Raw genomic sequence first — 23,478 nt, forward strand, 5'->3', positions numbered from 1 at the left:
GGGCTCCACGTCATGGCTTAACGTCGCTGCTATTGTGATCGCAGAGCTGGCGGATGGCTGACGTCAGTTTACGCTCCGCCACGATCTGCACCGGCGGAAACACGACGCAATCGATGACATCGAAGGCGACGGTGAAATGCCGGTCGAACGAACGCGCAAACGCCATGGCGTCGTCGCGACACGCCTTCAAGATCCGCGTGCCCAGCGTGCAGTGAGGCACCCATACGCCGGGGCGATAGTGATCACGACAATGCGCCGTGTCGATCGCCGCTGCGATCGCGGCGTGCCACCTGAGCAAGCCCTCGTTCATTTCCGGCTCGGCCCAGAGCACGAATCGCGGAGCCGAAAACCAGTTGATACGGTTGAACTCCAGCTGCAAGGCCGGGGCATTCTCAACGGCCGCGCGCATGACGCGCGAAGCAGTCTCGACGTCGATCTCAGGCGCATCATAGATGGCGAGGGTAAAATGCGGTCGATAGCCGAGACCGCGCATCGACGGCTCGTCCTCGAACGCCGCGACCTGATCCCACAGACGCTCGATCTCGCCCGAAGAGGCGTCATCGGATCTGAGATTGATCGCTATGGCCATCGACGTCCTGCTCAAGGGACCGACGCGCTGATCTTGCCGACGAGATCGAGGAAGCGTTGCGTTCGGACACCTTCCCGGTTCACAGCCAGATCGACCAACTCGACGAACACCAGGTGCTTCGAGGGAACGACCACCATCTGCTGCCCGCCGTAGCCGGAGGCAAAAAACCCGCTCAAACGCGATCGTTCGCTGCTGAAGGTCCACCAGAGATAGCCGTAGCCCCGTCCAGGCTGCTCGGCATCCGAGAAACGGCTCGTCGAATCCGTCACCCATTTCGACGGGATCAGCTGAGCCCCATTCCAGCGGCCGCCGTTCAGGAACAGCAGGCCAAACCTCGCCAGGTCTCGCGCACTCATCCGAAACACATAGGCCGGATGCGACGAGGAGGCTTCCTTCACATATACACCATCCGCGGCGGAGAAATCCTCCATGCCGATCGGCCGGCCGATCTGCTTCTCGAAGCTCGCAAACACGTCGTCGACGGACTGACGGTAGATCGTGCCGAGCGCGTTGAAGTCCCAGTTGTTGTAGTACCAGAAACTGCCCGGCGGATGGCTCTCCCGCACCGGCCGCCCCTGCTTCATCTGCCCCGTCTCGTACGACGCGGGATGGTAGACCCCGGAGCGCGCCATCAGCAACTGTCGGACCGTCGCGGACTTCTCGGCCGCCGAAAGCGCTCGTGGAACGTCGTCGATCTCGAGGGCGGCAAGCGTGCTGTCGAGGTTGATCCGGCCGTCTTCGATTGCGATGCCATAGAGCGCGCTCAGCAGACTCTTGCGGACGGACCGGACATTGACCTTCGCACCAAGATCCCCGAACGAGGCGACGATGTCGTCGTCCCTGACGACCATGATTGCCGCCGGCTTCTGTTCGGCCGCAAACTCCTGCACCTCGCGTGCGATCGACGCAGACCAGGGCGTGTTGTCCGGGCTTGCCGTCCGCCAATGCAGTCCTGGCTCGGCCTGAGCCCACGACCATCCCACCGGAAGGATTGCGAGCACCGCAAGCAGACGTCGCATTGGCACTTTCATTCCGGCGTCTCGACAAACCCGACGTCGAGGATGCTAGAGCAAGACCGGCAGATGGTACAGAGGTTACCGATCATCGCTGTCTCCTCCTATCTGCGCGGCCCCGGGGGGCCGCCGCGCCCGATGACGCCAAATTCTCCGCCGCGCATTTTTAATTTCACCCGCGGCATCAATCAGATGCCCGCCACAACCAGCACCGACGGGAAATTTCCGCTTGCTATTATTCAGAAAATCAGAAATCATGCCGTTGTCCCGTCCTCATGAGAGGGGCGCTTCGCGATCGTCACGAACGTGGAGGGCGGGATGCGGTGGCCGCGATCGTGTCGCAGCGTGCTTGGATAGCGCGCGGACGAACGGCAAGGTTGCGGACGTGAAATCGCGTGGTCCTGGCGCCCCGAAGCTGGCGCCAAGCCTTCGGGTGATGATGAGCCCTGAGGGCGACGGTGGCTAACAAGCCGGACACCGGGGAGATCGCGTATAAGCGTGAAAACCATCGCGCAGGGAATGCCGGTTGATCGGCCTACCTGTGGTGACTGCCGCCTGCTTTTTGTTTGCAGGCGGGCCATGGGTGAGGCCTTCACCCGGCATTCCCTGCGCCCTCTCCTATCAAGAGGGGGCTTTGACGATGCATCACTCGGGCGCGAATGCGCGGCGAGATCGAGCGGTCATGCGAGGCACGATGCGTCCCACACATTCCGCTGTCGTCCCGGCCTCCGCGCCGGGACCCAAACCCAGAGGGCGCAATGTGAGGCACGATCGGCGCAGGCATCTCGTCCTCACAACAACGGCTGCGGCGTATGGCTCCCGGATCGGCGCTTCGCCGACGCGAGCGTCGGCTAAGCTTGTCCGGGATGACAGTCGACGTGGAGCTGCTACCTGATCATCGCCGGCCCGTGGTCCGGCACGGCGACGTCCAGCACGCGCAGTTGCACGCGCTCGACGCCCTGGTAGCGGTCGACGGTGAGGGTGCCGGCGACGTGCAGGACCTGGCCGCGATGCTGAACCAGGGCGTTGCCGAGCTTCTGGCCGACCGAGCGGAATGCGATCGCATTCACGGCGGCGCCGTCGCCGGACTTGAAGCGCAGCTTGAGATGCGCCTGCCCGACCTCGTCGGCGTAAACCAGCTGATGCGACGGCAGCGCCACGATCGGCTCGGGATTGCCGCTGCCGAAGGGACCGGCGCGATTGAGCGTCGCGACCAGCTCGGGCGTCGCGGCGCGCGCGCTGATGGCGCCGTCGATCAGGATCTCGTTGACGTGACGTGCGTCGGCGACGTCGGCGGCGAGCGCGCTTTCGAGAAAGGCGCGAAACTCGGCCAACCGCTCCTTGCGCAAGGTGACGCCGGCGGCCATCGCGTGCCCGCCGCCCTTCATCAGGATGCCCTGCTCCACGGCGTGGCGGACGGCCTTGCCAAGATCGACGCCCGGAATCGAGCGGCCCGACCCGGTGCCGATGCCGCCCGGCTCGAGCGCGATCGCAAACGCCGGCCGGGCAAACTTTTCCTTGAGCCTGGACGCGACCAGCCCGACCACGCCGGGATGCCAGCCTTCGGACGCGGTCACGATGACGGCGCCCTTGTCCTCCAGCCCGAGCGAGGCCAGCGCCTCCGCTTCGGCCTGCGCTTCGGCCTGCTGCTCGATGATCCGGCGCTCGCTGTTGAGCCGGTCGAGCTCGGCGGCGATGCGCGCGGCCTCGGAGATATCGCTTTCCAGGAGCAGGCGCACGCCGAGATCGGCGCGGCCGATGCGCCCGCCGGCATTGATGCGCGGTCCCAGCATGAAGCCGAGATGCCAGGCTTCGGGCGGACCGTTGAGCCGGGCGACATCCATCAGCGCGGTGTGCCCGACATGGTCGCGCCGGCGCATCGCGATCAGGCCCTTGGCGACGAAGGCGCGGTTGAGCGCGATCAGCGGCGCGACGTCGGCGACGGTGCCGAGCGCGACGTGATGCAGCATGCTGAGCAGATCCGGCTCCGGGCGCGTGCTGCTCCAGAAGCCGCGGCCGCGCAGTTCGCGATTGACCGCAACCAGCGTGACCAGCGTCAGCCCGACCGCGGCGAGATAGCCGAGGCCGGAAAGATCATCCGGCCGGTTCGGATTGACCAGCGCCTCGACCTCCGGCAGCTCCTCGCCGCATTGATGGTGATCGATCACCACCACGGACATGCCGAGCCGCCGCGCCTCCGCCAGCGGCTCGAGGCTGGTGGTGCCGCAGTCGACCGTCACGAGCAGCGTCGCGCCTTTGCTTGCCAGCGCGCGGATCGCCTCGACGTTCGGGCCATAGCCTTCGAAGATGCGGTCAGGAATGTGGATCAGCGGATCGAGCCCGCAATGGCGCAGATGCCAGGCGAGCAGCGCCGCCGAGGTCGCGCCGTCGACATCGTAGTCGCCGAAGATCGCGACCGTCTCGCCCTTGACTGCGGCGTCGGCAATGCGCTGCGCCGCCGCCTCCATCTGCGTCACCGTGAACGGATCCGGCATCAGCTTGCGGATGGTCGGATCGAGGAAGTCGTTGACCGCGTCGATCTCGACGTCACGCCCGGCGAGCACGCGCGCCAGCATCTCGGGCAACTGATAGCGCTGCACCATCGCAAGCGCGCGCGCCGCGCCGCGCGCATCCAGCCGGTCGCGCCACAATTTGTTGGTCAGCGACAGCCGCACACCCAGGAACGCCGGCGGGGCGCTCAGGGGCAGTGCAAGGGCGGATGGTGCCATGATGCGCAGGGCCTCGCTTGCAGCGCAGCGATTCGAAACGGACGCAATCGAATCTACAGCAACTGGCCTGCCACAGCAGGTTCCATCCATGAAACCCACCAGAATCGTCCCAGAACTTGGCGGAACTCACAGGAAATCCGGGAAATGCCGCCCATATACGCCTGGTTGCCTAAAATTCGAGCTGCGTTCAATGGAGTGCATTAAACAGCCGTTAGGCGAACTCCGTAACATTTCAATCAATTATTACGTCCGATTTGTCCGCCCTCTTCGTGCCGACCAGGAGGCGCGGCAACATGGAGTTCATTGCCGATGCTGACCGCGCCCGAGTCGAAGACGCAGCCCTCCGCCGCTCCGGCACAAACGACTCCCAAGGATGACGAGACCGACGTCTCGGCGCTGATCGCGCGGCTCACCGGCGAGGTCAATCAGATCGCCTGCGAGAAGACCAAATCGATCCAGCAGATCACCAACCAGATGAAGATGCTGGCGCTGAACGCGCTGATCGAGAGCTCGCGGGTCGGCGCGCAAGGCGCAGGCTTCGCCGTGGTGGCCCAGGAGGTGCGCGCCGTCGGCCAACTCGTCGAGACCATCGCGCGCGAGCTGGAGGGCCAGCTCACGACGCGCACCGGCAATCTCAAGAGCTCGATCGAGCGCATGACCGAACGTGCGCGCGGGGAGCGCATGGTCGATCTGGCGCTGAACGCGATCGAGCTGATCGACCGCAATCTCTATGAGCGAACCTGCGACGTGCGCTGGTGGGCAACCGACTCCGCCGTGGTCGATTGCGCCGCCGCTCCGGACGCGGCGCGTGTCGCTCATGTCTCCGAACGGCTCGCGGTGATTCTCTCGGCCTACACGGTCTATCTCGATCTGTGGCTGTGCGATCCCAGCGGCAAGGTCATCGCCAACGGCCGCGCCGACCGCTTCAACGTCGTCGGCCAGAGCGTCGCCGACACCAAATGGTTTCGCGAGGCGCGTGGATTGCGCTCGGGCGACGACTACGTCGCCGGCGACGTTGAGTGCCAGCCGCTGCTCGGCAACGCCCAGGTCGCGACCTATTGCGCCTCGGTCCGAGAGGACGGCAAGGCGCATGGCAAGCCGCTCGGCGTGCTCGCCATCCATTTCGACTGGGAGGCGCAGGCGCGCGCGATCGTCCAGGGCGTGCGCGTCAGCGAAAGCGACAAGGCGCGTGTGCTGCTGGTGGACTCCAATCTGCGCGTGATCGCATCCTCGGACGGTCAGGGCATTCTCAGCGAGCGCGTGTCGCTGAAGCTCGATGGCAAGCGCAGCGGCTTCTATCAGGATGCGTCCGGACGATTGGTCGCGTTCCACGCCACGCCCGGCTACGAGACCTACAAGGGGCTCGGCTGGTACGGCGTGATCGTGTCGGGCGCGTGAGGCGGGAGGATCAGCAGCCCAAGCGGTCGGCGATGCCGTTGAAATCATCGGCAACGATGTCCCAGGCCCCGGTGGCGTCGAAGTCGCGGCTCTGCAGCGGGCCGTATTCAGTGGGACGGGCGACGAAGGCGGTCTTCAGGCCGTAACGTTGTGCCGCCTCGAGATCGTTGTTGTGCGCGGCGACCATCATCACCTCGCCGGGCGCAAGACCCAGCAGACGCGCGGCGCCGAGATAGGTCTCGGGGTCGGGCTTGTAGTGCGCGAACAGCTCGGCGGAGAGGATCAGGTCCCACGGAAGGCCTGCGAACTTCGCCATGTTGGTGAGGAGCGCGACGTTGCCGTTGGAGAGCGGCGCGATGATGTATTTGGACTTCAGCCGGGTCAGGCCGGCGACACTGTCGGCCCACGGATGCAGCCGGTGCCAGCCGCGGGTGAGATGATCGAGATCGGCTTCGGTGAGCCCGGTGATGCCGAGCTTGGCGACCAGCGTCTCCAGCGAACGGCGATGCAGGACGTCGAGGATGACGTAGCCGCGCTCGGGGTGCTTGCGGACCTCGTCCATCGAGCCGACATAGAGCCCGCGCCAGCCATCGACCAGCGCGGTCCAGTCGCCCTGGATGCCGCGGGTCTTCGACCACGCGGTGAAGTCGTTGATCAGGCTGGTGCGCCAGTCGACGACGGTGCCGAACACGTCGAACACCAGCGCCTTGACCATGGACAGATCGGACATGCTGAATCGCTCCCCGACTTCGTCATTCCGGGATGCCTGCGAAGCGCGCAGACCCGGAATCTCGATCTGCGAGCTCGGGATTCCGGGTTCACGCTTTCGCCGTCGCTCTACGAGCTTCGGCGGACAAGTCGCGTGCCCCGGAATGACAGGGTTGGATTAGTCGAGGTGGAACTTCGCCAACTGGCGGTGCTCGGCGCGGATGTAGCGCACCGTGCCAGTGACCGAGCGCATCACGACGGTCTCGGTCTCGATGACGCCGTCCTTGCGGAACTTGACGCCGGAGAGCAGCGAGCCGGTGGTGACGCCGGTCGCCGCGAACAGGCAGTCGCCGCGGGCCATGTCCTCGATGCCGTAGATCATCTTGGGATCACCAACGCCCATCTTGTGGGCGCGCTCGCGCTTCTCCTCGGTGTCGAGGATCAGGCGGCACTGCATCTGGCCGCCGATGCAGCGCAGCGCCACCGCGGCCAGCACGCCCTCAGGCGCGCCGCCGGTGCCGAGATACATGTCGACGCCGGTATTGTCCGGGTCGGCGCAGTGGATCACGCCGGCGACGTCGCCGTCGGTGATCAGGCGCACCGCGGCGCCGGTCGAGCGGACGCCCTGGATGATGTCGGCATGGCGTGGACGGTCGAGCACCAGCACCGTGATCGCGCCGGGCTCGACGCCCTTGGCCTTGGCGAGCCGGCGCACGTTGTCGGCCGGCGTCGCGTCGATGTCGACGACGCCCTTGGCGTAGCCGGGGCCGACCGCGATCTTCTGCATGTAGACGTCGGGGGCGTGCAGCAAGGTGCCGCCATCGGCCATCGCCATGGTCGCGATCGCGCCCGGCATGTTCTTGGCGCACAAGGTCGTCCCCTCGAGCGGATCGACCGCGATGTCGACCTTGGGGCCGGCATTGAGGCCGACCTTCTCGCCGATGTAGAGCATCGGCGCTTCGTCGCGCTCGCCCTCGCCGATCACGACCGTGCCTTCGATCGGCAGCTTGTTGAGCTCGCGGCGCATCGCATCCACGGCCGCCTGGTCGGCCGGCTTCTCCTGGCCGTGGCCGCGCAGCCGCGCCGCCGACACCGCCGCCCGTTCGGTCACGCGCACCAGCTCCAGCGTCAGGATGCGCTCGAGCAGCAATTGTTGCGGGACAGAAATCTGCGTCGACATCGATCAACTCCTCAAGACGTCAAGGCGGACATCCGCCATCAAAATCTACCGCTCGCACGCCGCCCCCCAAGGGCGGCATCCGGGTCAGGCGGACGGCACGAAAGGCCGCTCCCCGCCTGTCTACTGTCCCGGTTTGAGCATGAACCTATACCAAACGCCACGCGTTTGTTTGAGCAGGGACAAGCGGTTCCCTGGGCATCACGCGCTAGTTCTTCTCGATCCGGATCACCTGGGGCTTGCCGCTGATGACCTTGTCGCGCTGCACCGCCTGGAGCGCGCGATGCACGGCATCCTCGTGTGTCGCATAGGTGATCAGGATGACCGGCACCGGCGCCGACTTGCCGGCCGTCTTCGCCGGCTCGCTGCCGTTGGGATGGCGCTGCACGATCGATTCGATCGAGATCTTCTGCTCGGCCAGCCGGGTGGCGATGGTGGCGGCGGTGCCGGCATGGTCACGCGCCATCAGGCGGATGTAATAGCCACCCTCGTGCCGCTCCATCGGCGCCTTCTCGGTCGCCTGCAGCTTCTCGACCGGGCGGCCGAACGGCGCGGCGCGGATGCCGCGCGCGACATCGGCGATATCGGCCACGACCGCGGAGGCCGTCGCGGCGCCCCCTGCTCCCGGACCGACCAGCGTGATCGGCGGGATACCGTCGCCGTCGATCGTGACCGCGTTGGTGACGCCCATCACCTGGGCGATCGAGGAGGATTTCGGCACCATCGTCGGATGCACCCGCTGCTCGATGCCCTTGGCGGTCCGCACGGCGACGCCGAGCAGCTTGACGCGGTAGCCGAGCTCGGCCGCCGCCTTCAGGTCCTCCGGGGCGATCGAGGAGATGCCTTCCACATAGATGGATTTCTCCGCCACCTGGGTGCCGAAGGCGAGGCTCGCGAGGATCGCGAGCTTCTGCGCGGTGTCGTGGCCATGAATGTCGAACGACGGATCGGCCTCGGCATAGCCGAGGCGCTGGGCGTCCTTCAGGCACTCGTCGAACGACAGCCCTTCCTGCTCCATCCGGGTCAGGATGTAGTTGCAGGTGCCGTTGAGGATGCCATAGACGCGGCTGATGCCGGTGCCGGCGAGACCCTCGCGCAGGGTCTTGATCACCGGAATGGCGGCGCAGACGGCCGCCTCGAAATTCAGCGCGCCGCCATGCTTCTCGGCCGCCTTGGCGAGCTTCAGACCGTGCTTTGCGATCAGCGCCTTGTTGGCGGTCACCACCGACTTGCCGGCCTTCAGCGCGGTGTCGATCGCCGACAGCGCAGGATCGCCGGCGCCGCCCATCAGCTCGACCAGGCAATCGACCTCCGGATCCGAGGCAAGCGCCAGCGCATCCTTGGCCCAGGTGATGCCGGACAGATCGATGCCGCGCTTCTTGGCCTTCGACCGCGCCGTCACGGCGACAACCTTGACCGGGCGCCCCGTCCGCTCGGTCAGCACGCGCGCCTGACGCTCGATGAGACGAACGACCTCGACACCCACGGTGCCGAGGCCCGCGATGCCCACTCTCAGGGGTGCGACCATGGAATCAAAGAACCTGTCGAAAGGAAAGTACGGGAGGGCTCAGCGCCGGTTGGCGATGGGAACGACGTTGTGCAACGTTTCGATCCCGCTTTCAAGGAAGCGGCGGACACCGCGCGCGGCCTGCCGAATGCGCTGCTCGTTCTCGACCATCGCGATGCGGACATAGCCCTCGCCATGCTCGCCGAAGCCGACGCCCGGCGACACCGCGACGCCGGACTTCTCGACCATGAGCGTCGCGAACTGCATGCTGCCGAGGCTCTTGAACTTCTCCGGCAGCGGCGCCCAGGCGAACATCGAGGCCTCGGGCGACGGGATCTCCCAGCCGGCCCGGCCGAACGACTCGACCAGCGTGTCGCGGCGCTTGCGATAGACGTCGCGCATCTCGCGGATGCAGTCGTCGGGGCCGTTGAGCGCAGCGGTGGCCGCCACCTGGACCGGCGTGAACGCGCCGTAGTCGAGGTACGATTTGACGCGCGCGAGCGCCGCGATGATGCGCTCGTTGCCGACGGCAAAGCCCATGCGCCAGCCGGCCATCGAATAGGTCTTAGACATCGAGGTGAATTCGACGGCGACATCCATCGCGCCGGGCACCTGCAGCACCGACGGCGGCGGGTTCTTGTCGTCGAAATACACCTCGGCATAAGCGAGGTCCGAGAGGATCAGGATCTCGTGCTTCTTCGCGAATGCGACGAGGTCGCGATAGAAGTCGAGGCTCGCGACATAGGCGGTCGGGTTGCTCGGATAGCAGACGATCAGCGCCAGCGGCTTCGGAATGGAATGGATGATCGCGCGCTCGGCCGCCTCGAAGAATTGCGGGGTCGGCTCGGACGGCACCGAGCGGATCACGCCGCCCGCCATCAGGAAACCGAAGGCGTGAATCGGATAGCTCGGATTCGGGCAGAGGATGACATCGCCCGGTGCGGTGATCGCCTGCGCGACGTTGGCAAAACCTTCCTTCGAGCCCAAGGTCGCCACGATCTGAGTGTCGGGATTGAGCTTCACCCCGAAACGGCGGTCGTAATAGCCGGCCTGCGCCCGGCGCAGTCCGACGATGCCGCGCGAGGCCGAATAGCGGTCGGTCCGCGGCTTGCCCAGGGTCTCCTTGAGCTTCTCCAGCACGTGCGGCGGCGCCGGCAGATCCGGATTGCCCATGCCGAGATCGATGATGTCGGCCCCGGCATTCCGCGCGGCCGCCTTGGCCCGGTTGACCTGCTCGAACACGTAAGGCGGCAAACGGCGGATGCGGTAAAAATCTTCCATGGGTCTCTCGGCTCCGGCAACCGGGGGCGGATTCGCCAGCAGGGCTGGCGCTGCGGCGGCGTTCGCCATGCCTTGAAACCGGTGCTGGATCAGGAGTTTAGCACGGGCTCGCGGCTTGGCTGGCAACGACACGCGGAGGTGTTGATTCCGGTTGTTTTATCATGGCCGCCGCGCCGCGCCAGACAATTACGCCGCGCCACGCGGCCGATCGCCCAGCCTTTGTCCCGGGCCGGTCATTTGGGCCTGACGCTGGTCCCCGCCGAAGCCTGGCGGTCGCGCGCCGCGAGCAGCTCCTTTTCGATCTTGTCGCGCTCCTGCGGCGAGATGATCGGCGCATCGCGGTCGCGCGGCACGTCGTTGACGGGCAGATACCCACCCGGCTCCTTGGGTCGAGCGACGGCATCCGCGTCGAGCGAAGGCATGTCCGCGATTGGACTGGAGCACCCGGCAAGCGCGAGCGCGCCGAACACGACGAGCCCCGCAACAAGGGCGCGCCGTCCCGACCTCCAACCTCGCCCCTGCGTCCCCACGCGCACGTCCCTCAGCCCCCAACTTCCAGTCGACGGTCCCCGGCCCGACCGCAGCGCGGCGCATTTTGCCGCAGCACAACCAATTGTCACTCGAAACGTGACCGGCTTGAACAGGAATTTCATCCAGCTACGTGATCATGATGTCGGAAGCGAGAGATTTTTTCGCACCGCAACAATCAGAAATCGAATTTGCCGCAAACTCGCGGATTATTGATCTCGCGCGGTGACGAAACGATCCCGACGCGATAGTGTGATCGAGCCATGACCGACGTTCAGAACAGCAGCAATCCAGAAAAAACATTCGATGCGGAAGCGTTCGCGATGAACATCGCGAAGGCCATGGAAAGCAGCGGCAAGGCGCTGTCCGCCTATCTGAAGCCGCGCGAGACCGGCGAGGTTCAGGACCGGCCACCGACCGAATTGACCGAGGTCGTCAAATCCTTCACCGCGGTCGCCGACTACTGGCTGTCGGACAAGGATCGCGCCAGCGACGTCCAGACCAAGATCGCCAAGGGCTATCTCGATTTGTGGGGCTCGGCCGCGCGCCGTCTCGCCGGCGAAGACGCGCCCCCGGCCATTTCGCCCTCGCCGCGCGACAAGCGCTTCGCCGATCCGGAATGGAAGTCGAACCAGTTCTTCGATTTCGTGATGCAGGCCTATCTGCTGACGACGCAATGGGCGCAGGACCTCGTCCACAATGCCGAAGGCCTCGATCCGCACACGCGCAAGAAGGCCGAGTTCTACGTCAACCAGATCACCAATGCGCTGGCGCCCTCGAATTTCGTTCTGACCAATCCCGAGGTGCTGCGGCAGACGGTGGCGTCGAGCGGCGATAACCTGGTGCGTGGCATGCAGATGCTCGCGGAGGACATCGAGGCCGGCAAGGGCTCGCTCAAGATTCGCCAGTCCGACCCGGCCAATCTCGAGGTCGGCGTCAACATGGCGACGACGCCGGGCAAGGTCATCTTCCAGAACGACATGATGCAACTGATCCAGTACGCGCCGTCGACGGAGAACGTGCTGCGCACGCCGCTGCTGATCGTGCCGCCCTGGATCAACAAGTTCTACATCCTCGATCTGCGCCCCGAGAAATCCTTCATCAAATGGTGCGTCGATCAGGGCCTCACGGTGTTCGTGATCTCCTGGGTCAATCCCGACAAGAAGCTCGGGACCAAGACCTGGGAGGACTACATGAAGGAAGGTCCGCTCACCGCGATGGACGTCATCGAGAAGGTGACGGGCGAGATGAAGGTGCACACGATGGGCTATTGCGTCGGCGGCACCATGCTGGCGACGACGCTGGCCTGGCTCGCCGACAAGCGCCGCCAGCGCGTGACCTCCGCGACCTTCCTGGCCGCACAGGTCGACTTCACCCATGCCGGCGATCTCCTGGTGTTCGTCGACGAGACCCAGATCTCGGCGCTGGAACGCGACATGCAGGCCTCGGGCGTGCTCGAAGGCAGCAAGATGGCGATGGCCTTCAACATGCTGCGCTCGAACGACCTGATCTGGTCCTACGTCGTCAACAATTACCTGAAGGGCCAGGCGCCGCAGGCGTTTGACCTGCTGCACTGGAATTCGGACGCCACGCGGATGTCGGCGGCGAACCATTCCTACTATCTGCGCAACTGCTATCTGGAGAACCGGCTGACGCAGGGCACCATGGTGCTCGACAACACGCTGCTCGACCTCTCCAAGGTGAAGGTGCCGGTCTACAATCTCGCCACCCGCGAGGACCACATCGCGCCGGCCGACTCCGTGCTGTACGGATCGCAATTCTTCGGCGGTCCGGTAAAGTACGTGCTGTCGGGCTCGGGCCACATCGCCGGCGTCGTCAACCCGCCCTCCTCCGGCAAGTATCAGTACTGGACCAATGACCAGATCCACGACATCTCGCTGAAGGACTGGATGAAGGGCGCGCAGGAGCACAAGGGCTCGTGGTGGCCGGACTGGCGCGAATGGCTGAGCCAGCTGGATCCGGAAGAAGTTCCCGCACGCGACGTCGGCAGCGAGGCCTATCCACCGCTCGAGGATGCGCCGGGCTCCTATGTCCGCGTCCGCGCATAGCGTGATCCGCCGCGATTGACTATAACCGCTCCGTCCCGCCGGGACGGGACGGGAATCAGTTGAGGGGATCTCGATGACGCGCGAACTGTTCTGGCTGACGCTCACGGTCATTCTGACCGGCCTGCTGTGGGTTCCCTACATCCTGAACCGCTGCCAGGTCCGCGGCCTCACGGGCGCCATGGCCAATCCCTCCCGCAACGACAAGCCGCACGCACCGTGGGCCACGCGGCTGATGTTCGCGCACGACAATGCGGTCGAGAACCTCGTGATCTTCGCGCCGCTGGTGCTGATCCTCAATGCGATCGACTATTCGACCAAATGGACCGTGCTGGCCTGCGCCGTCTATTTCTGGTCGCGCGTCGCTCACGTCATCGTCTACGCGATCGGCCTGCCGGTGTTCCGGACGCTGGCGTTCGTGGTCGGCTTCGCGGCACAGGCTGTGCTCGCGGTCGCGATCTTCGGCTGGCTCTAGCGATCCGCTAGGGCAGATTGTCCCGCAGGAAGATATCGATGCGGATGCGCTCCTGATCGGGACTGATCGGCTCCCCCGAGCAGTGCGCGAGCAGGACGCGCGCCGCCGAGCGCGCCTCGTGGCCGGGATCCTGGTTGATGATGGCGTCGCACGTGCCGCGGACCAGGAACCTCCTGGTGTGCTGGGTCAGCTCATGCGTGATCCACACCACCTCGCGAGCCCGCCCTGAGGCCTCCAGGGCATCGGCGATGCCGCGATTGCCGGCGCCGCAGCAATAGATGCCGAGCAGATCCGCATGGCGCGCGAGCAGCGCCGCGGTCAGCTCCCGCGTGCGCTCGCTGTCGTCGCGGCCCTCGATCACGGGCAGCGCCCGCAGGTTCGGATATTCGCTGGAGAGGATCTGGTTGAAGCCGAACTGCCGCTCGGCATGATCGCGCAGCGACAGAGAGCCCGCGATCACCGCGACCGTTCCCTCGCGACCGCCGAGATAGCGTCCCATCAGGGTGGCGGCGGTTCGCCCCGCGGCCGGATTGTCGATCCCGACATAATGCAGGCGGCGCGAGCTGGGCGCGTCCGAGACCAGGGTCACCACCGCGACACCGCGCGCGGTGAGCTCGTCGATCGCGGCGCGCACTCTGGGGTGATCGAGCGCGATGACCGCAACGCCCTGATAGGCCGGCGACAGGTTCTCCAGCGCACCGGCCAGCACGTCAGGATCGAACACGTCGACGTGGAGGATATCGATGAAGCCGCGCTGGCCGGCCAGCCACTCCGCCGTGCGCTGGACCTGCTCGGTCAGGACGGTCATGAAGCTGTTGCCACCGGTCGGCAGCACGAAGGCAAAGCGGAAGCTCTGGCCGCGCGCGAGCCGTGCCGCGGCGACGTCGGCGCGATAACCCAGCTTGGCAACAGCGGCCTCCACCCGGGCAACGGTCTTGGCACGCACGCCCTCGCGCCGGTTGATGACGCGGTCGACGGTGGCGAGCGACACGCCCGCCGTCCGCGCGACGTCCTCCAGCGTGGCCCGGACCGGCAACGGGTTCGCGTCAGCCGTCACTCGCGCGCCGCCCATAACATGCCGCGGGTCATCAACGTCCGGATCTCCGGCACGTCGAGCTCGTAAGCGCGGTGGCCGAGCGAGGAATAGAACACCCTGCCCGCGCCGTAGCGCTTCTTCCAGACCACCGGCATCACCACCCCCTCGATCCACGGGGCGTGCTCTCCGGTGAAGGTCGTGGTCGCCAACACCTCGTTGGCCGGGTCGACGTGCATGTAATACTGCTCGGAACGGTGCTCGAAACTTGTCAGGCCCTTCATGATGGGATCGTCCGGCCGGGTCAAGTCGACCCGGTAGTCGATGATATTGCCGGGATGGGCGACCCATTGCCCGCCGCACAGGAACTGGTAGTCGACCGAATCGCGGAAGGCATCGCACATGCCGCCATGATGGCCGGCGAGCCCAACGCCGCTGCGCACCGCCGCGCAGAGATTGAGCGCTTCCGCCTTCTCGATCTTGGACATCGTGTAGATCGGGATGATCAGCGACAGATCGTGGATCGCAGGATCTGCGAATGCAGCCGTCGTGGTCTCGATCCGCACCTCGAAGCCTTCCGCCTTGAGCCAGCCGCGGATCATCGAGGCACAGAGATCGGGGTCATGTCCCGGCCAGCCGCCCCACACAATCATTGCCTTGCGCATGTCTCTGTCCTCAGTCGATCTGTCCGGTGTCGCGTCCAACCGGCAACATCGCCGGCCGCTCCACGCGGCTCTCGATCTTGACCCGCCGGCCTTCGTTTGCGGAGGTCTGGAACGCTTCCATGACCTCCAGCACGTGGAACGCGAGCGCGCCGCTGGCGCGATGCGGCCGGTCGTTCAGGATCGCGGTCGCCATGTCGGCGACGCCGATGGAGCGGAACTCGCCGTCGATGTGACCATGCGTCAACGGCATCGTCTGCCAGTCGCCGCCGGTCCTGGCGACCTGGACCTCGCCGCCGAAGCGGTTGGGGTCCGGCACCAGCATGCTGCCCTCGTCGCCATAGATCTCGATGGGGGCGTGCCGGTGCTTCGGGACGTCGAAGCTCATCGTGACCGAGACCACTGCACCGCTTTCGAATTCGAGCGTGCCTGCGACGTGCGTCTGCACCTCGACCGGAATCAGCGTGCCGCTCATCGGCTGGCTGGTGACGAGGCGCTCCGCTCGCGGGCGCGCGGTCGAGCCCATCACGCTCGCCACCGGGCCGAGCAGTTGCACGAGATCGGTGATGTAGTACGGCCCCATGTCGAGCATCGGCCCGCCGCCGCGCAGATAATAGAAGCCCGGCGCGGGATGCCAGCGCTCATGGCCGGGGCAGCCGAAGAAGGCGCTACCGGCCACGGGTGTGCCGATCGCGCCGTCGTCGATCAGCTTGCGTGCGGTCTGGTGTCCGCCGCCCAGGAAGGTGTCGGGCGCGCAGCCGACGCGGAGATTCTTCTGCGCGGCAAGCTCGATCACCTTGCGGGCCTCGGCGACGTCGATGCCCAGCGGCTTCTCGGAATGCACGTGCTTGCCGGCGTTCAGCACGGCGAGACTGACGTCGGTATGGGCGAGCGGCACGGTGAGATTGATGACGATCTCGACGTCATCGCGCTTCAGCAATTGATCGACCCGCATCGCCGGCAGGCCGAAGGCCGCGCCCTGCCGCTCGGCGGCGTCGCTGCGCATGTCGGCGAGCGCCTTGATGTCCAGAACGGGAAAGCGCTGCGCGGCCTTCAGATACGCCGTGCTGATGTTGCCGCAGCCGATGATGCCGATGCCGACTTTTCTCATTGGGGTCTCCGTGAGGTCTCGTTCATCCCTTGACCGCGCCCGATGTCAGGCCGGCAACGATGTGCTTCTGCGCCAGGAGGAAAAGGACGATCGTGGGCAGGATGGTCAGGGTGATGAAGGCGAGGATCAGGTGCCACTCGGAGGAATATTCGCCCTGATAGACCATGATGCCGAGCGGCCAGGGATACAGCGCGTCGGTGTTGAGCATCACGAGCGGCAACAGATAGGCGTTCCAGCTGTTCACGAAAGTGATGGTGCCCACGGTCGCCAGGATCGGGCGCGACAATGGCAGCGTCACATAGCGGAAGAATTTGACGTAGCTGCAGCCGTCGACCAGCGCGGCCTCGAGCAGCTCGTAGGGGATGTCCTTGAAGAAGCGGCGCAGCAGCAGCACGCTCATCGCAAGGCTGAAGGCGACCTGCGGCAGCGCGACGCCGAAATAGGTGTCCAGCAGCCCGAGATCGCGCACCTTGATGAACAGCGGCAACACCGCGGTCGCCGCCGGAAACAGCAGGCCGAGCGTCAGATAGCTCAACAGCATCGAGCTGCCGTAGAATCGGACATGAGCAAAGGTGAAGGCCGCCATCGACGCGACGATGAGAGTCAGGACCACCGTCAGCGTGGAGATGATCAGCGAGTTGCGCAGCAGCTGCCAGTAGCGCCCGGAGAACAGGATGTCGGCATAATTCTGCCACTCCCAGCGCTGCGGCAGGCCAAACGGATTGACGCGCAGTTCCCCGAGCGACTTGAAGCCGCCCAGCAGCGTCGCGAGCAGCGGCACCAGCACGAAGATGGCGACGATCGCGAGGAACACCGCCTTGAACAGCACGGCGGGATCGAACGGCGCTTGGCTCGTCTCGGCACTATTCATCGCGCATGAACCATCGCTTGTAGGTGAAGGCAAATGTCACACAGATCACGAACAGGATGACACCGATGGCGCTGCCATAGCCGACCCGCATGCGGGAGATGCCGTTGTTGTAGAGGAAGCTCACCATCGTGTTCGAGGAGTCGGCGGGGCCACCGCGGGTCAGCGGCATCACGAGATCGAACAGCTGCAGCGAGCCGACGATGGCGAAGAACACCGACAGCCGGATCGTCGGATAGAGCAAGGGGATGACGACATGGCGCAGGCTCTGCGTCCGGGTGGCTCCGTCGATCCGTGCCGCCTCGATCAGGCTCTTGTCGATGCTTTGCAGCGCCGCGATGAACAGCATCATGTGGAAGCCGAAATACTTCCAGACGATCACGATCAGCACCGCCAGCATCGCCGTGTCGGTCGAGGCCAGCAGATGCGGCGGCTCGGCGCCGAAGCTGCGCCAGATCGACGCGACCAGGCCGTAATCGCCGTCATAGACGAAGCTGAAGATCAGCCCGGTCGCGATCTCGGCGAGGATATAGGGCATGAAGAACAGCATGCGCAGCGCGACCGCGCCGCGAAACCGCTCCGCGAGCATCAGGGCCAGTGTCAACGCCAGCGGCAGCTGGACGCAGAGCGAGACCGCAATGATCAGGCCGTTGTTGCGCAGCGCGAGCCAGAAGGCGCGCGTCTCCAGCACGAAGCGGTAGTTGTCGAAGCCGATCCAATGGGTCGGCCGTCCGAATCCGTTCCAGTTGAAGCCGGAGTACCAGGCGGCCTCGCCGATCGGCAGCACCACGAACAGCGTGAACAGCAGCAGCGCCGGCGGCAGGAACAGGACCAGGACGGTGAAGCGGCCGTCCCAGCTCGGGCCGCGCACCGCGCGCGCGGAGAGCGATGCCGGCGACACCATCGCCGGCGAGCCCGCGATCGGCCGCGCCACGTCAGTTGCCCTGCTTCCGCGCCGCCTCGATCGCCTGGGCGGCGTCCTGCGGGGTCATGCTGCCGCCGGCAATCTCCGCGGAGACGTCATTCACGACACGGCCGACGGAGGGACCCAGGCTCTGGTCATAGAAGTTCTGGTGATAGTTCGATTTTGCCAGATTGGACGCGATCAGCTTCATGAAGGAATTGTTGAGGCCGGCGTCGGCGCCCTGCACCACCGGAATGATGAAATTCCCTGCCGCCAGCCGGGTCTGGACGTCCTTGGAGATGAAGTACTTCAGGAAATCGACCGCTTCCTTGGGCGAGCCCTTGGTGACCAGCCAGCCGGTGATGCCGCCGAGCGTATCCGTCGGCGCGCCCTTGCCGCCTTGCACGACCGGAAAATCGAACCAGCAGATCTTGTCTTCGCTGAGGCCCACCTTGTCGGCGGCGAGCGCCCGCTGCAGGTTGTAGACGGAGCTGATCGCGAGCGTCATGGCCGCCTTGCCGTCGCCGAAATAGCCGACGGCCTGCGGATTCTTGAAGCCAAGAAAGCCGTTCTGGAACGGCTGGAGATCGACGAGCTGCTTGAACAGCTCGCCGGACTTGACGAAGGTATCGCCAGCAAAGCCGCCATTCTCGCCGCGCAACGCCGCGTCGAATGCCGGCTTGCCGCCGATGCGCACCGCCAGATGCGTCCAGTAGAAATGCAGCGGCCATTTGTCGGCGCCGCCGACGACGATCGGGGTCACGCCCGCGGCCTTCAACGCCTTCACGGCCGCCAGCAGATCATCCCAGCTCTTGATGGCAGCCGGATCGACCTTCGCCTTGGCCATCAGCTCCTTGTTGCAGACGAAGCCGACCTGCGACAGCGAGATCGGCAGGCCGTAGACATGGCCGTTGTCGGTGAAGGCCGCGAGCGCTGCCGGCGTCACGCTGTCGCTGTAACCCTTCACCTGGTCGGTGATGTCCTCGAGGACGCCGGCCTCGATCTGCGCCTTCAGCACGCCGCCGGCCCAGCTGTAGATGATGTTCGGCCGGTCCTTGGATTGCAGGATGGTCGGCAGCTTGGCCTTGTAGGCCTCGTTCTCGAGGAACTGCATCTCGATCTTGGTGCCGGGATGCGACGCCTCGTAGGCGCGGGCCACCTCCTCCCAGATCTTCACCTGGGCCGGATTGACCTCGATATGCAGCCATTTCACCGTGGTGTCGGCGCTTGCGGCGGTCGCACCAAGCAGGCATGCGGCAGCGGCGAGTCCCAGCTTCGCGAGCAGTCCCATCGGAATCCTCCCAACCGTCTTCTTTGTTGCGGTAATCCTGTCCTCATTTTCTGAGGTGCGCAACTGAAATTCTGACAGTGAGAACCTCAAGGATGAGGTGTTCGCGTTTGCGATACGTATTGCAGGCGGGAGAGACGGCTAGCTGAGCTGGGAAGGCGGGGACCGACCGGCGCGAGCTGGCGCCGACTGCGCAAGAGAATATGCCGTGGACCGTATGACGCTCAGGTGCACCGTGCCTTGAAATCGGCGGCGACGAGTTTTGCCATCACGTCGTTGAGGTGGGCCTGGTCGCGCGTCTCGATCACCAGCTCCAGCAGGGTCGCCTTCGCCGGCAGGTCCGAGAAGGTGCGCTGGTGCGAGACCTCGATGATGTTGGCGCCCGCATCCGCAAGCAGGGTGGAGACGGCCGCGAGCTGTCCCGGGCGGTCGACGATGTCGATCGACAACTGCGTCAGCCGCCCCTCACGCGCCAGCTCGCGGGTCAGGACCGAGGCGATCAACCGGGTATCGATGTTGCCGCCGCTCAGCACCAGGCCGACATTGCGTCCGGCAAACTGCGCAGGATGCGCGAGCACGGCGGCGAGACCGACGGCGCCGGCGCCTTCGACCACTGTCTTCTCGATCGAGATCAAGGTCGCCAGCGCACGCTCGATCTGCGGCTCGGTGACCAGCAATATGTCATCGACGAGCTGTCGGATGATCTCGGTCGTGATCCGGCCCGGCGACTTCACCGCGATGCCCTCGGCCAGCGTATCACCGCGCATCGGCAGCTGGCTGTTGCGGACGGCGTTGTACATGGAGGGATAGAGTTCGGCCTGCACGCCGACGATGCGCAGGCCCGGCTTGATGGCGCGCGCCGCGACCGCCATGCCAGAGATCAGCCCGCCGCCCCCGATCGGCACCACGAGCGTATCGAGCTCGGGGACCACCGCGAGCATCTCCAGCGCCACCGTGCCCTGCCCGGCGATGATCAGCGGATCGTCGTACGGGTGGATCATGGTCATGCCCTTGGCCGCACCGTGCTCCCTGGCAAATGCCCCCGCCTCTTCCAGGGTGGCGCCGGAAATCACGACCTCGGCGCCGTGCCGCTTGGTGTTCTCCACCTTCACCATCGGCGTGCCCACCGGCATCACGATGGTCGCGGGAATGCCGAGACGCCGCGCATTGTAGGCGACGCCCTGCGCGTGGTTGCCGGCCGACATCGCGATCACGCCGCGTTCGCGCTGCCCGGCGGACAGCGCATTCAGCCGGTTCAGCGCGCCGCGCTCCTTGAACGAGGAGGTGAACTGCAGGTTCTCGAATTTGAGCCAGACGTTGCAGCCGCAGATCTCGCCGAGCGTCCTGCTCTGGTTGCAGGCCGTCGCGAGCACGGCGCCGCCGATGGTTTCCGCGGCGGCGCGCACGTCGTTGACGGTGACGGGCAGCGCGTTCAAATCGGTGGCGGTCATGGGTCTGCCCATTCCTCAGCGTGCGTCATTGCACAGCGCGGCCGGCGGAACGCAGGCCGTCGCATGATGTTGCCGATCGTGCCCGGCGCTTCCGCGACCGGATGATCCAGATCGATCTCAGCTCACGAGATCGGGCAGTCCGAGCATCAGCCGCATGTTCTGCACGGCCGCGCCCGATGCGCCCTTGCCGAGATTGTCGAGCCGCGCCACCAGCACCGCCTGATGATGCTTGTCGCTGGAGAAGACGTAGAGCTCGAGCTCGTTGGTCTCGTTCAGCGCCTCCGGCTCGAGCCGGCCGCTCTTGGCCGCCGCGCCGTCGAGCGGCATCACCGAGACGTATTGGCTGCCGGCATAGTGCTTCGCCAGGGCCGCCTGCAGGTCCGAGCCCGACGGCCTGCCCGGCAGGGCGTCGAGCTGCAGCGGCACGGAGACCAGCATGCCCTGCCGGTAGTTGCCGACCGAGGGAATGAAGATCGGCCGCCGGGTCAGCCGCGAATAGAGCTGCAATTCGGGCAGATGCTTGTGCTCGAGGCCGAGGCCGTACAGCTCGAAGCTCGGCGCGGTGCCGTTCTCGAAGGCCGCGATCATGGTCTTGCCGCCGCCGGAATAGCCGCTGACGGCATTCACCGTCACCGGATAGTCCTGCGGCAGCAGGCCGGCATCGACCAATGGCCGCAACAGCGCGATGCCACCGGTGGGATAGCAGCCGGGGTTGGAGACCTTGCGTGCATTGCGGATCTTGTCGGCCTGATCGGCGGCGAGCTCGGGAAAGCCATAGGCCCAGTCCGGCGCGACGCGATAGGCGGTCGACGCGTCCAGCACCTTCGGCGCAGAGCTGCCCATGCCGTCGATCAGCGCCACCGTCTCCTTGGCGGCGTCATCGGGCAGGCAAAGGATGACGAGATCGACCTCGGCCATCAGCGCCCGCTTGGCTGCCGGATCCTTGCGCTTGTCCTCGGCGATCGTCTTCACGACGATATCCGGCTGGTGCCGGAGCCGCTCGGCGATTCCCAGGCCGGTCGTGCCCGAGCCGCCGTCGACGAACACGGCGCGTGTCGCAGTCCCGGAGGTGATGTGAGCTTTCGGCAAATTGCTGTCGATCACGGTCATGGCACGCTCCTTAGGTCTGGGTTTCGCCGGCAAAGGCCTGGGGCCGCGCCTGCCGCATGAGAGACGATATCTGTTGCGAGCCGATGTCGGGCCGCTCCCCGAGCCGGGTCGCGACTGCCGCATAATCGGCTTCCGACTTATGCTGGTTGAGCTTGAAGCTGCCCTCGACCTCGTCGATCGTCATCACGATGCCGACGATCGCCTTGCGCATCGCCTCGAGCCGGCCAGCGCTCATCTTGCCCGAGGTCCACGGCGCCTTCGGCAACAGCCATTGCTCGAACTTGGCGCTGACCGCATCCACCTGCTCTGCAAGCTCCGCCTCCGACAGGATGCGCGCCGGGCCGGTCAGATGCACCGCCTGATAAAGCCAGGTCGGCACCTGATCGGGCGAGACGTACCAGTCGGCCGACACATAGGCATCGGCGCCGTTGACGGCGAGCAGCCACCGCGTCGCGCCGTCGGCGAGCTTCGCCAGCGGATTGCCGCGGGCGACGTGGAAGAACGCCTGCGGCGTGCCGTCGTTCAGCGCCCCCAGGTGAAACGGCACGGAGGACGCAATCGGCCTAGTGCCGTCCCACGCGCAGACCGTGCCGAAGCCGCGCGCCTCCGCAAAGCCGAGGCTCGCGGCGCGATCGGGCTTGAAGGGCGGTGGCGTGTACATCGGAAAACTCCTGCTGGACGAAGGAGCCGCCTGATCGATCGCGCTGCAAGGAGAAAGTTTGCCGCGGGACGGATCCGGCGGCAGGGGCTGTGATCTAGACGCAGATCATCGCCCGTACCGCGGAGGTACGACGGCGCATTTCGGCGATCATGTTGGTCGCTGCGTTGATCATGGGGGCAGGCCTATAGGGCCGCAGGGTTCCTGCGTCAAGCTCGCACGTCGGCCCGGCCCGTTCGGGGCTGGCGTCAGACCGCATGCCACAGCCATTCCATGGTGCGCCCGATGATGTCGCCGAACAACAGCAGCACCGCCGACCACACCAGCGCCGACACGAAGTTGGCGATCTGGAACACCATGTAGGGCATCTCGAAAATGCCCGCCGCCAGCGGCACCGACGCGCGCAACGGGCCGAAGAACCGGCCGATGAAGATGCTCGGCACGCCCCAATCGCGCACGAAGGCCTCGCCGCGCGGCAGCAGCTCCGGGTATCGCGACAGCGGCCACATCTGGGCGACGCGGTCCTTGTAGCGGTAGCCGAACCAGTAGGAGACCCAGTCGCCGAGCGCGGCGCCGATTCCGCCGGCCAGCCATATCGGCCAGAAGCTGATCCCGGTGGCGCCGATCAGGGCGCCGATCGCGACCAGGGCGCCCCAGGCGGGAATCAGGAGCGAGACGAAGGCCAGGGACTCGCCAAAGGCAAGCAGCAGGACGATCGGAGCAGCCCAGGCCTGGTGGTCGCGCACGAAGTCGGCAACCGCGCGGCCAAAATCTTCCATCTGCTCGACGCCTTTCTGCTCCGCGGCGCTTAAGTGCTTGAAGGCCTTCGCGGTTCCATGGCTCAGACTGGTACGCCACCGAACCCGCCCACTTCAAGTCACAACAACCGGCTGAACCGCGTGAACAGCGGCGATCCGGCGAT

Annotated in this window: 21 protein-coding genes; 3 read left to right on the forward strand and 18 right to left on the reverse strand. The window is 65.7% G+C overall.

What is annotated here, in order from left to right:
• Window positions 1–10 precede the first annotated feature (10 nt).
• The 3 genes from QW845_RS02665 to recJ form a co-directional block, all read right to left on the reverse strand.
• On the reverse strand, window positions 11–589 hold the full coding sequence (locus QW845_RS02665; RefSeq protein WP_409997858.1) for a 2'-5' RNA ligase family protein: 579 nt from the start codon (window positions 587–589) through the stop codon (window positions 11–13).
• Window positions 590–600: 11 nt separating this feature from the next.
• A complete protein-coding gene (locus QW845_RS02670) occupies window positions 601–1,608 on the reverse strand; it encodes a serine hydrolase (RefSeq protein ID WP_315800104.1) in 1,008 nt (335 codons plus the stop codon).
• Window positions 1,609–2,489: 881 nt separating this feature from the next.
• Window positions 2,490–4,331, reverse strand: a complete 1,842-nt coding sequence (recJ, locus tag QW845_RS02675) for a single-stranded-DNA-specific exonuclease RecJ (RefSeq protein WP_315800105.1) — start codon at window positions 4,329–4,331, stop codon at window positions 2,490–2,492.
• Window positions 4,332–4,640: 309 nt separating this feature from the next.
• Here recJ and QW845_RS02680 point away from each other — a divergent pair, with 309 nt between their 5' ends.
• On the forward strand, window positions 4,641–5,729 hold the full coding sequence (locus tag QW845_RS02680; RefSeq protein WP_315800106.1) for a methyl-accepting chemotaxis protein: 1,089 nt from the start codon (window positions 4,641–4,643) through the stop codon (window positions 5,727–5,729).
• 10 nt (window positions 5,730–5,739) lie between these two features.
• On the opposite strand, the gene QW845_RS02685 is transcribed toward QW845_RS02680, so the two are convergent.
• The 5 genes from QW845_RS02685 to QW845_RS02705 all read right to left on the reverse strand — a co-directional run bounded on the left by QW845_RS02685 (window position 5,740) and on the right by QW845_RS02705 (window position 10,872).
• Window positions 5,740–6,459, reverse strand: a complete 720-nt coding sequence (locus tag QW845_RS02685) for a haloacid dehalogenase type II (RefSeq protein ID WP_315800107.1) — start codon at window positions 6,457–6,459, stop codon at window positions 5,740–5,742.
• 156 nt (window positions 6,460–6,615) lie between these two features.
• A complete protein-coding gene (glpX, locus tag QW845_RS02690; RefSeq protein WP_315712118.1) occupies window positions 6,616–7,617 on the reverse strand; it encodes a class II fructose-bisphosphatase in 1,002 nt (333 codons plus the stop codon).
• Window positions 7,618–7,822: 205 nt separating this feature from the next.
• Window positions 7,823–9,142, reverse strand: coding sequence for a homoserine dehydrogenase (locus QW845_RS02695; RefSeq protein ID WP_315800108.1), 1,320 nt, complete (start codon window positions 9,140–9,142; stop codon window positions 7,823–7,825).
• 39 nt (window positions 9,143–9,181) lie between these two features.
• Window positions 9,182–10,402: an LL-diaminopimelate aminotransferase gene (locus QW845_RS02700; protein WP_315800109.1), complete on the reverse strand. Its 1,221-nt coding sequence runs from the start codon at window positions 10,400–10,402 to the stop codon at window positions 9,182–9,184.
• A 233-nt stretch (window positions 10,403–10,635) separates the two neighbouring features.
• On the reverse strand, window positions 10,636–10,872 hold the full coding sequence (locus tag QW845_RS02705) for a hypothetical protein (RefSeq protein WP_315800110.1): 237 nt from the start codon (window positions 10,870–10,872) through the stop codon (window positions 10,636–10,638).
• Window positions 10,873–11,193: 321 nt separating this feature from the next.
• Here QW845_RS02705 and QW845_RS02710 point away from each other — a divergent pair, with 321 nt between their 5' ends.
• Window positions 11,194–12,999, forward strand: coding sequence for a class I poly(R)-hydroxyalkanoic acid synthase (locus QW845_RS02710; RefSeq protein WP_315800111.1), 1,806 nt, complete (start codon window positions 11,194–11,196; stop codon window positions 12,997–12,999).
• Between the two features lie 73 nt (window positions 13,000–13,072).
• Complete coding sequence (locus tag QW845_RS02715; RefSeq protein WP_315800112.1) at window positions 13,073–13,471, forward strand: MAPEG family protein; 399 nt, start codon at window positions 13,073–13,075, stop codon at window positions 13,469–13,471.
• Between the two features lie 7 nt (window positions 13,472–13,478).
• Here the strand turns inward: QW845_RS02715 and QW845_RS02720 are convergent, their stop codons facing one another.
• The 10 genes from QW845_RS02720 to QW845_RS02765 form a co-directional block, all read right to left on the reverse strand.
• Window positions 13,479–14,528, reverse strand: a complete 1,050-nt coding sequence (locus tag QW845_RS02720) for a LacI family DNA-binding transcriptional regulator (protein WP_315800113.1) — start codon at window positions 14,526–14,528, stop codon at window positions 13,479–13,481.
• Window positions 14,525–15,169, reverse strand: a complete 645-nt coding sequence (locus QW845_RS02725; protein WP_315712128.1) for a ThuA domain-containing protein — start codon at window positions 15,167–15,169, stop codon at window positions 14,525–14,527. Before QW845_RS02725 ends, QW845_RS02720 begins: the two co-directional genes overlap by 4 nt.
• A gap of 10 nt (window positions 15,170–15,179) precedes the next feature.
• Window positions 15,180–16,277 carry a Gfo/Idh/MocA family oxidoreductase gene (locus tag QW845_RS02730; RefSeq protein ID WP_315800114.1) on the reverse strand — a complete coding sequence of 366 codons (1,098 nt, stop codon included), beginning with the start codon at window positions 16,275–16,277 and terminating at the stop codon, window positions 15,180–15,182.
• A gap of 22 nt (window positions 16,278–16,299) precedes the next feature.
• Window positions 16,300–17,148, reverse strand: coding sequence for a carbohydrate ABC transporter permease (locus QW845_RS02735; RefSeq protein ID WP_315800115.1), 849 nt, complete (start codon window positions 17,146–17,148; stop codon window positions 16,300–16,302).
• On the reverse strand, window positions 17,141–18,079 hold the full coding sequence (locus tag QW845_RS02740; protein WP_315800116.1) for a sugar ABC transporter permease: 939 nt from the start codon (window positions 18,077–18,079) through the stop codon (window positions 17,141–17,143). Before QW845_RS02740 ends, QW845_RS02735 begins: the two co-directional genes overlap by 8 nt.
• A 1-nt stretch (window position 18,080) precedes the next feature.
• Window positions 18,081–19,340: an extracellular solute-binding protein gene (locus QW845_RS02745; protein ID WP_315800117.1), complete on the reverse strand. Its 1,260-nt coding sequence runs from the start codon at window positions 19,338–19,340 to the stop codon at window positions 18,081–18,083.
• A 221-nt stretch (window positions 19,341–19,561) separates the two neighbouring features.
• Window positions 19,562–20,788: a threonine ammonia-lyase gene (locus QW845_RS02750; protein ID WP_315800118.1), complete on the reverse strand. Its 1,227-nt coding sequence runs from the start codon at window positions 20,786–20,788 to the stop codon at window positions 19,562–19,564.
• Between the two features lie 117 nt (window positions 20,789–20,905).
• Window positions 20,906–21,898, reverse strand: coding sequence for an N-acetyl-gamma-glutamyl-phosphate reductase (gene argC, locus QW845_RS02755; protein WP_315800119.1), 993 nt, complete (start codon window positions 21,896–21,898; stop codon window positions 20,906–20,908).
• A gap of 10 nt (window positions 21,899–21,908) precedes the next feature.
• Window positions 21,909–22,559 carry an FMN-binding negative transcriptional regulator gene (locus QW845_RS02760; RefSeq protein ID WP_315800120.1) on the reverse strand — a complete coding sequence of 217 codons (651 nt, stop codon included), beginning with the start codon at window positions 22,557–22,559 and terminating at the stop codon, window positions 21,909–21,911.
• A 245-nt stretch (window positions 22,560–22,804) separates the two neighbouring features.
• Window positions 22,805–23,335 (reverse strand): DedA family protein, encoded by a 531-nt coding sequence (locus tag QW845_RS02765; protein ID WP_315800121.1) that lies wholly within the window; start codon window positions 23,333–23,335, stop codon window positions 22,805–22,807.
• Window positions 23,336–23,478: the final 143 nt, after the last annotated feature.

Origin of the sequence: Bradyrhizobium sp. SZCCHNS3002, assembly GCF_032377435.1 — a bacterium.
In the GTDB taxonomy this organism is placed as follows: domain Bacteria; phylum Pseudomonadota; class Alphaproteobacteria; order Rhizobiales; family Xanthobacteraceae; genus Bradyrhizobium.

Coding starts and splice junctions, on each gene's coding strand:
- QW845_RS02665 (WP_409997858.1), bottom strand. CDS start 589: ATGGCCATAGCGATCAATCTCAGATCCGATGACGCCTCTTCGGGCGAG.
- QW845_RS02670 (WP_315800104.1), bottom strand. CDS start 1,608: ATGCGACGTCTGCTTGCGGTGCTCGCAATCCTTCCGGTGGGATGGTCG.
- recJ (WP_315800105.1), bottom strand. CDS start 4,331: ATGGCACCATCCGCCCTTGCACTGCCCCTGAGCGCCCCGCCGGCGTTC.
- QW845_RS02680 (WP_315800106.1), top strand. CDS start 4,641: ATGCTGACCGCGCCCGAGTCGAAGACGCAGCCCTCCGCCGCTCCGGCA.
- QW845_RS02685 (WP_315800107.1), bottom strand. CDS start 6,459: ATGTCCGATCTGTCCATGGTCAAGGCGCTGGTGTTCGACGTGTTCGGC.
- glpX (WP_315712118.1), bottom strand. CDS start 7,617: ATGTCGACGCAGATTTCTGTCCCGCAACAATTGCTGCTCGAGCGCATC.
- QW845_RS02695 (WP_315800108.1), bottom strand. CDS start 9,142: ATGGTCGCACCCCTGAGAGTGGGCATCGCGGGCCTCGGCACCGTGGGT.
- QW845_RS02700 (WP_315800109.1), bottom strand. CDS start 10,402: ATGGAAGATTTTTACCGCATCCGCCGTTTGCCGCCTTACGTGTTCGAG.
- QW845_RS02710 (WP_315800111.1), top strand. CDS start 11,194: ATGACCGACGTTCAGAACAGCAGCAATCCAGAAAAAACATTCGATGCG.
- QW845_RS02715 (WP_315800112.1), top strand. CDS start 13,073: ATGACGCGCGAACTGTTCTGGCTGACGCTCACGGTCATTCTGACCGGC.
- QW845_RS02725 (WP_315712128.1), bottom strand. CDS start 15,169: ATGCGCAAGGCAATGATTGTGTGGGGCGGCTGGCCGGGACATGACCCC.
- QW845_RS02730 (WP_315800114.1), bottom strand. CDS start 16,277: ATGAGAAAAGTCGGCATCGGCATCATCGGCTGCGGCAACATCAGCACG.
- QW845_RS02735 (WP_315800115.1), bottom strand. CDS start 17,148: ATGAATAGTGCCGAGACGAGCCAAGCGCCGTTCGATCCCGCCGTGCTG.
- QW845_RS02745 (WP_315800117.1), bottom strand. CDS start 19,340: ATGGGACTGCTCGCGAAGCTGGGACTCGCCGCTGCCGCATGCCTGCTT.
- QW845_RS02750 (WP_315800118.1), bottom strand. CDS start 20,788: ATGACCGCCACCGATTTGAACGCGCTGCCCGTCACCGTCAACGACGTG.
- argC (WP_315800119.1), bottom strand. CDS start 21,898: ATGACCGTGATCGACAGCAATTTGCCGAAAGCTCACATCACCTCCGGG.
- QW845_RS02760 (WP_315800120.1), bottom strand. CDS start 22,559: ATGTACACGCCACCGCCCTTCAAGCCCGATCGCGCCGCGAGCCTCGGC.
- QW845_RS02765 (WP_315800121.1), bottom strand. CDS start 23,335: ATGGAAGATTTTGGCCGCGCGGTTGCCGACTTCGTGCGCGACCACCAG.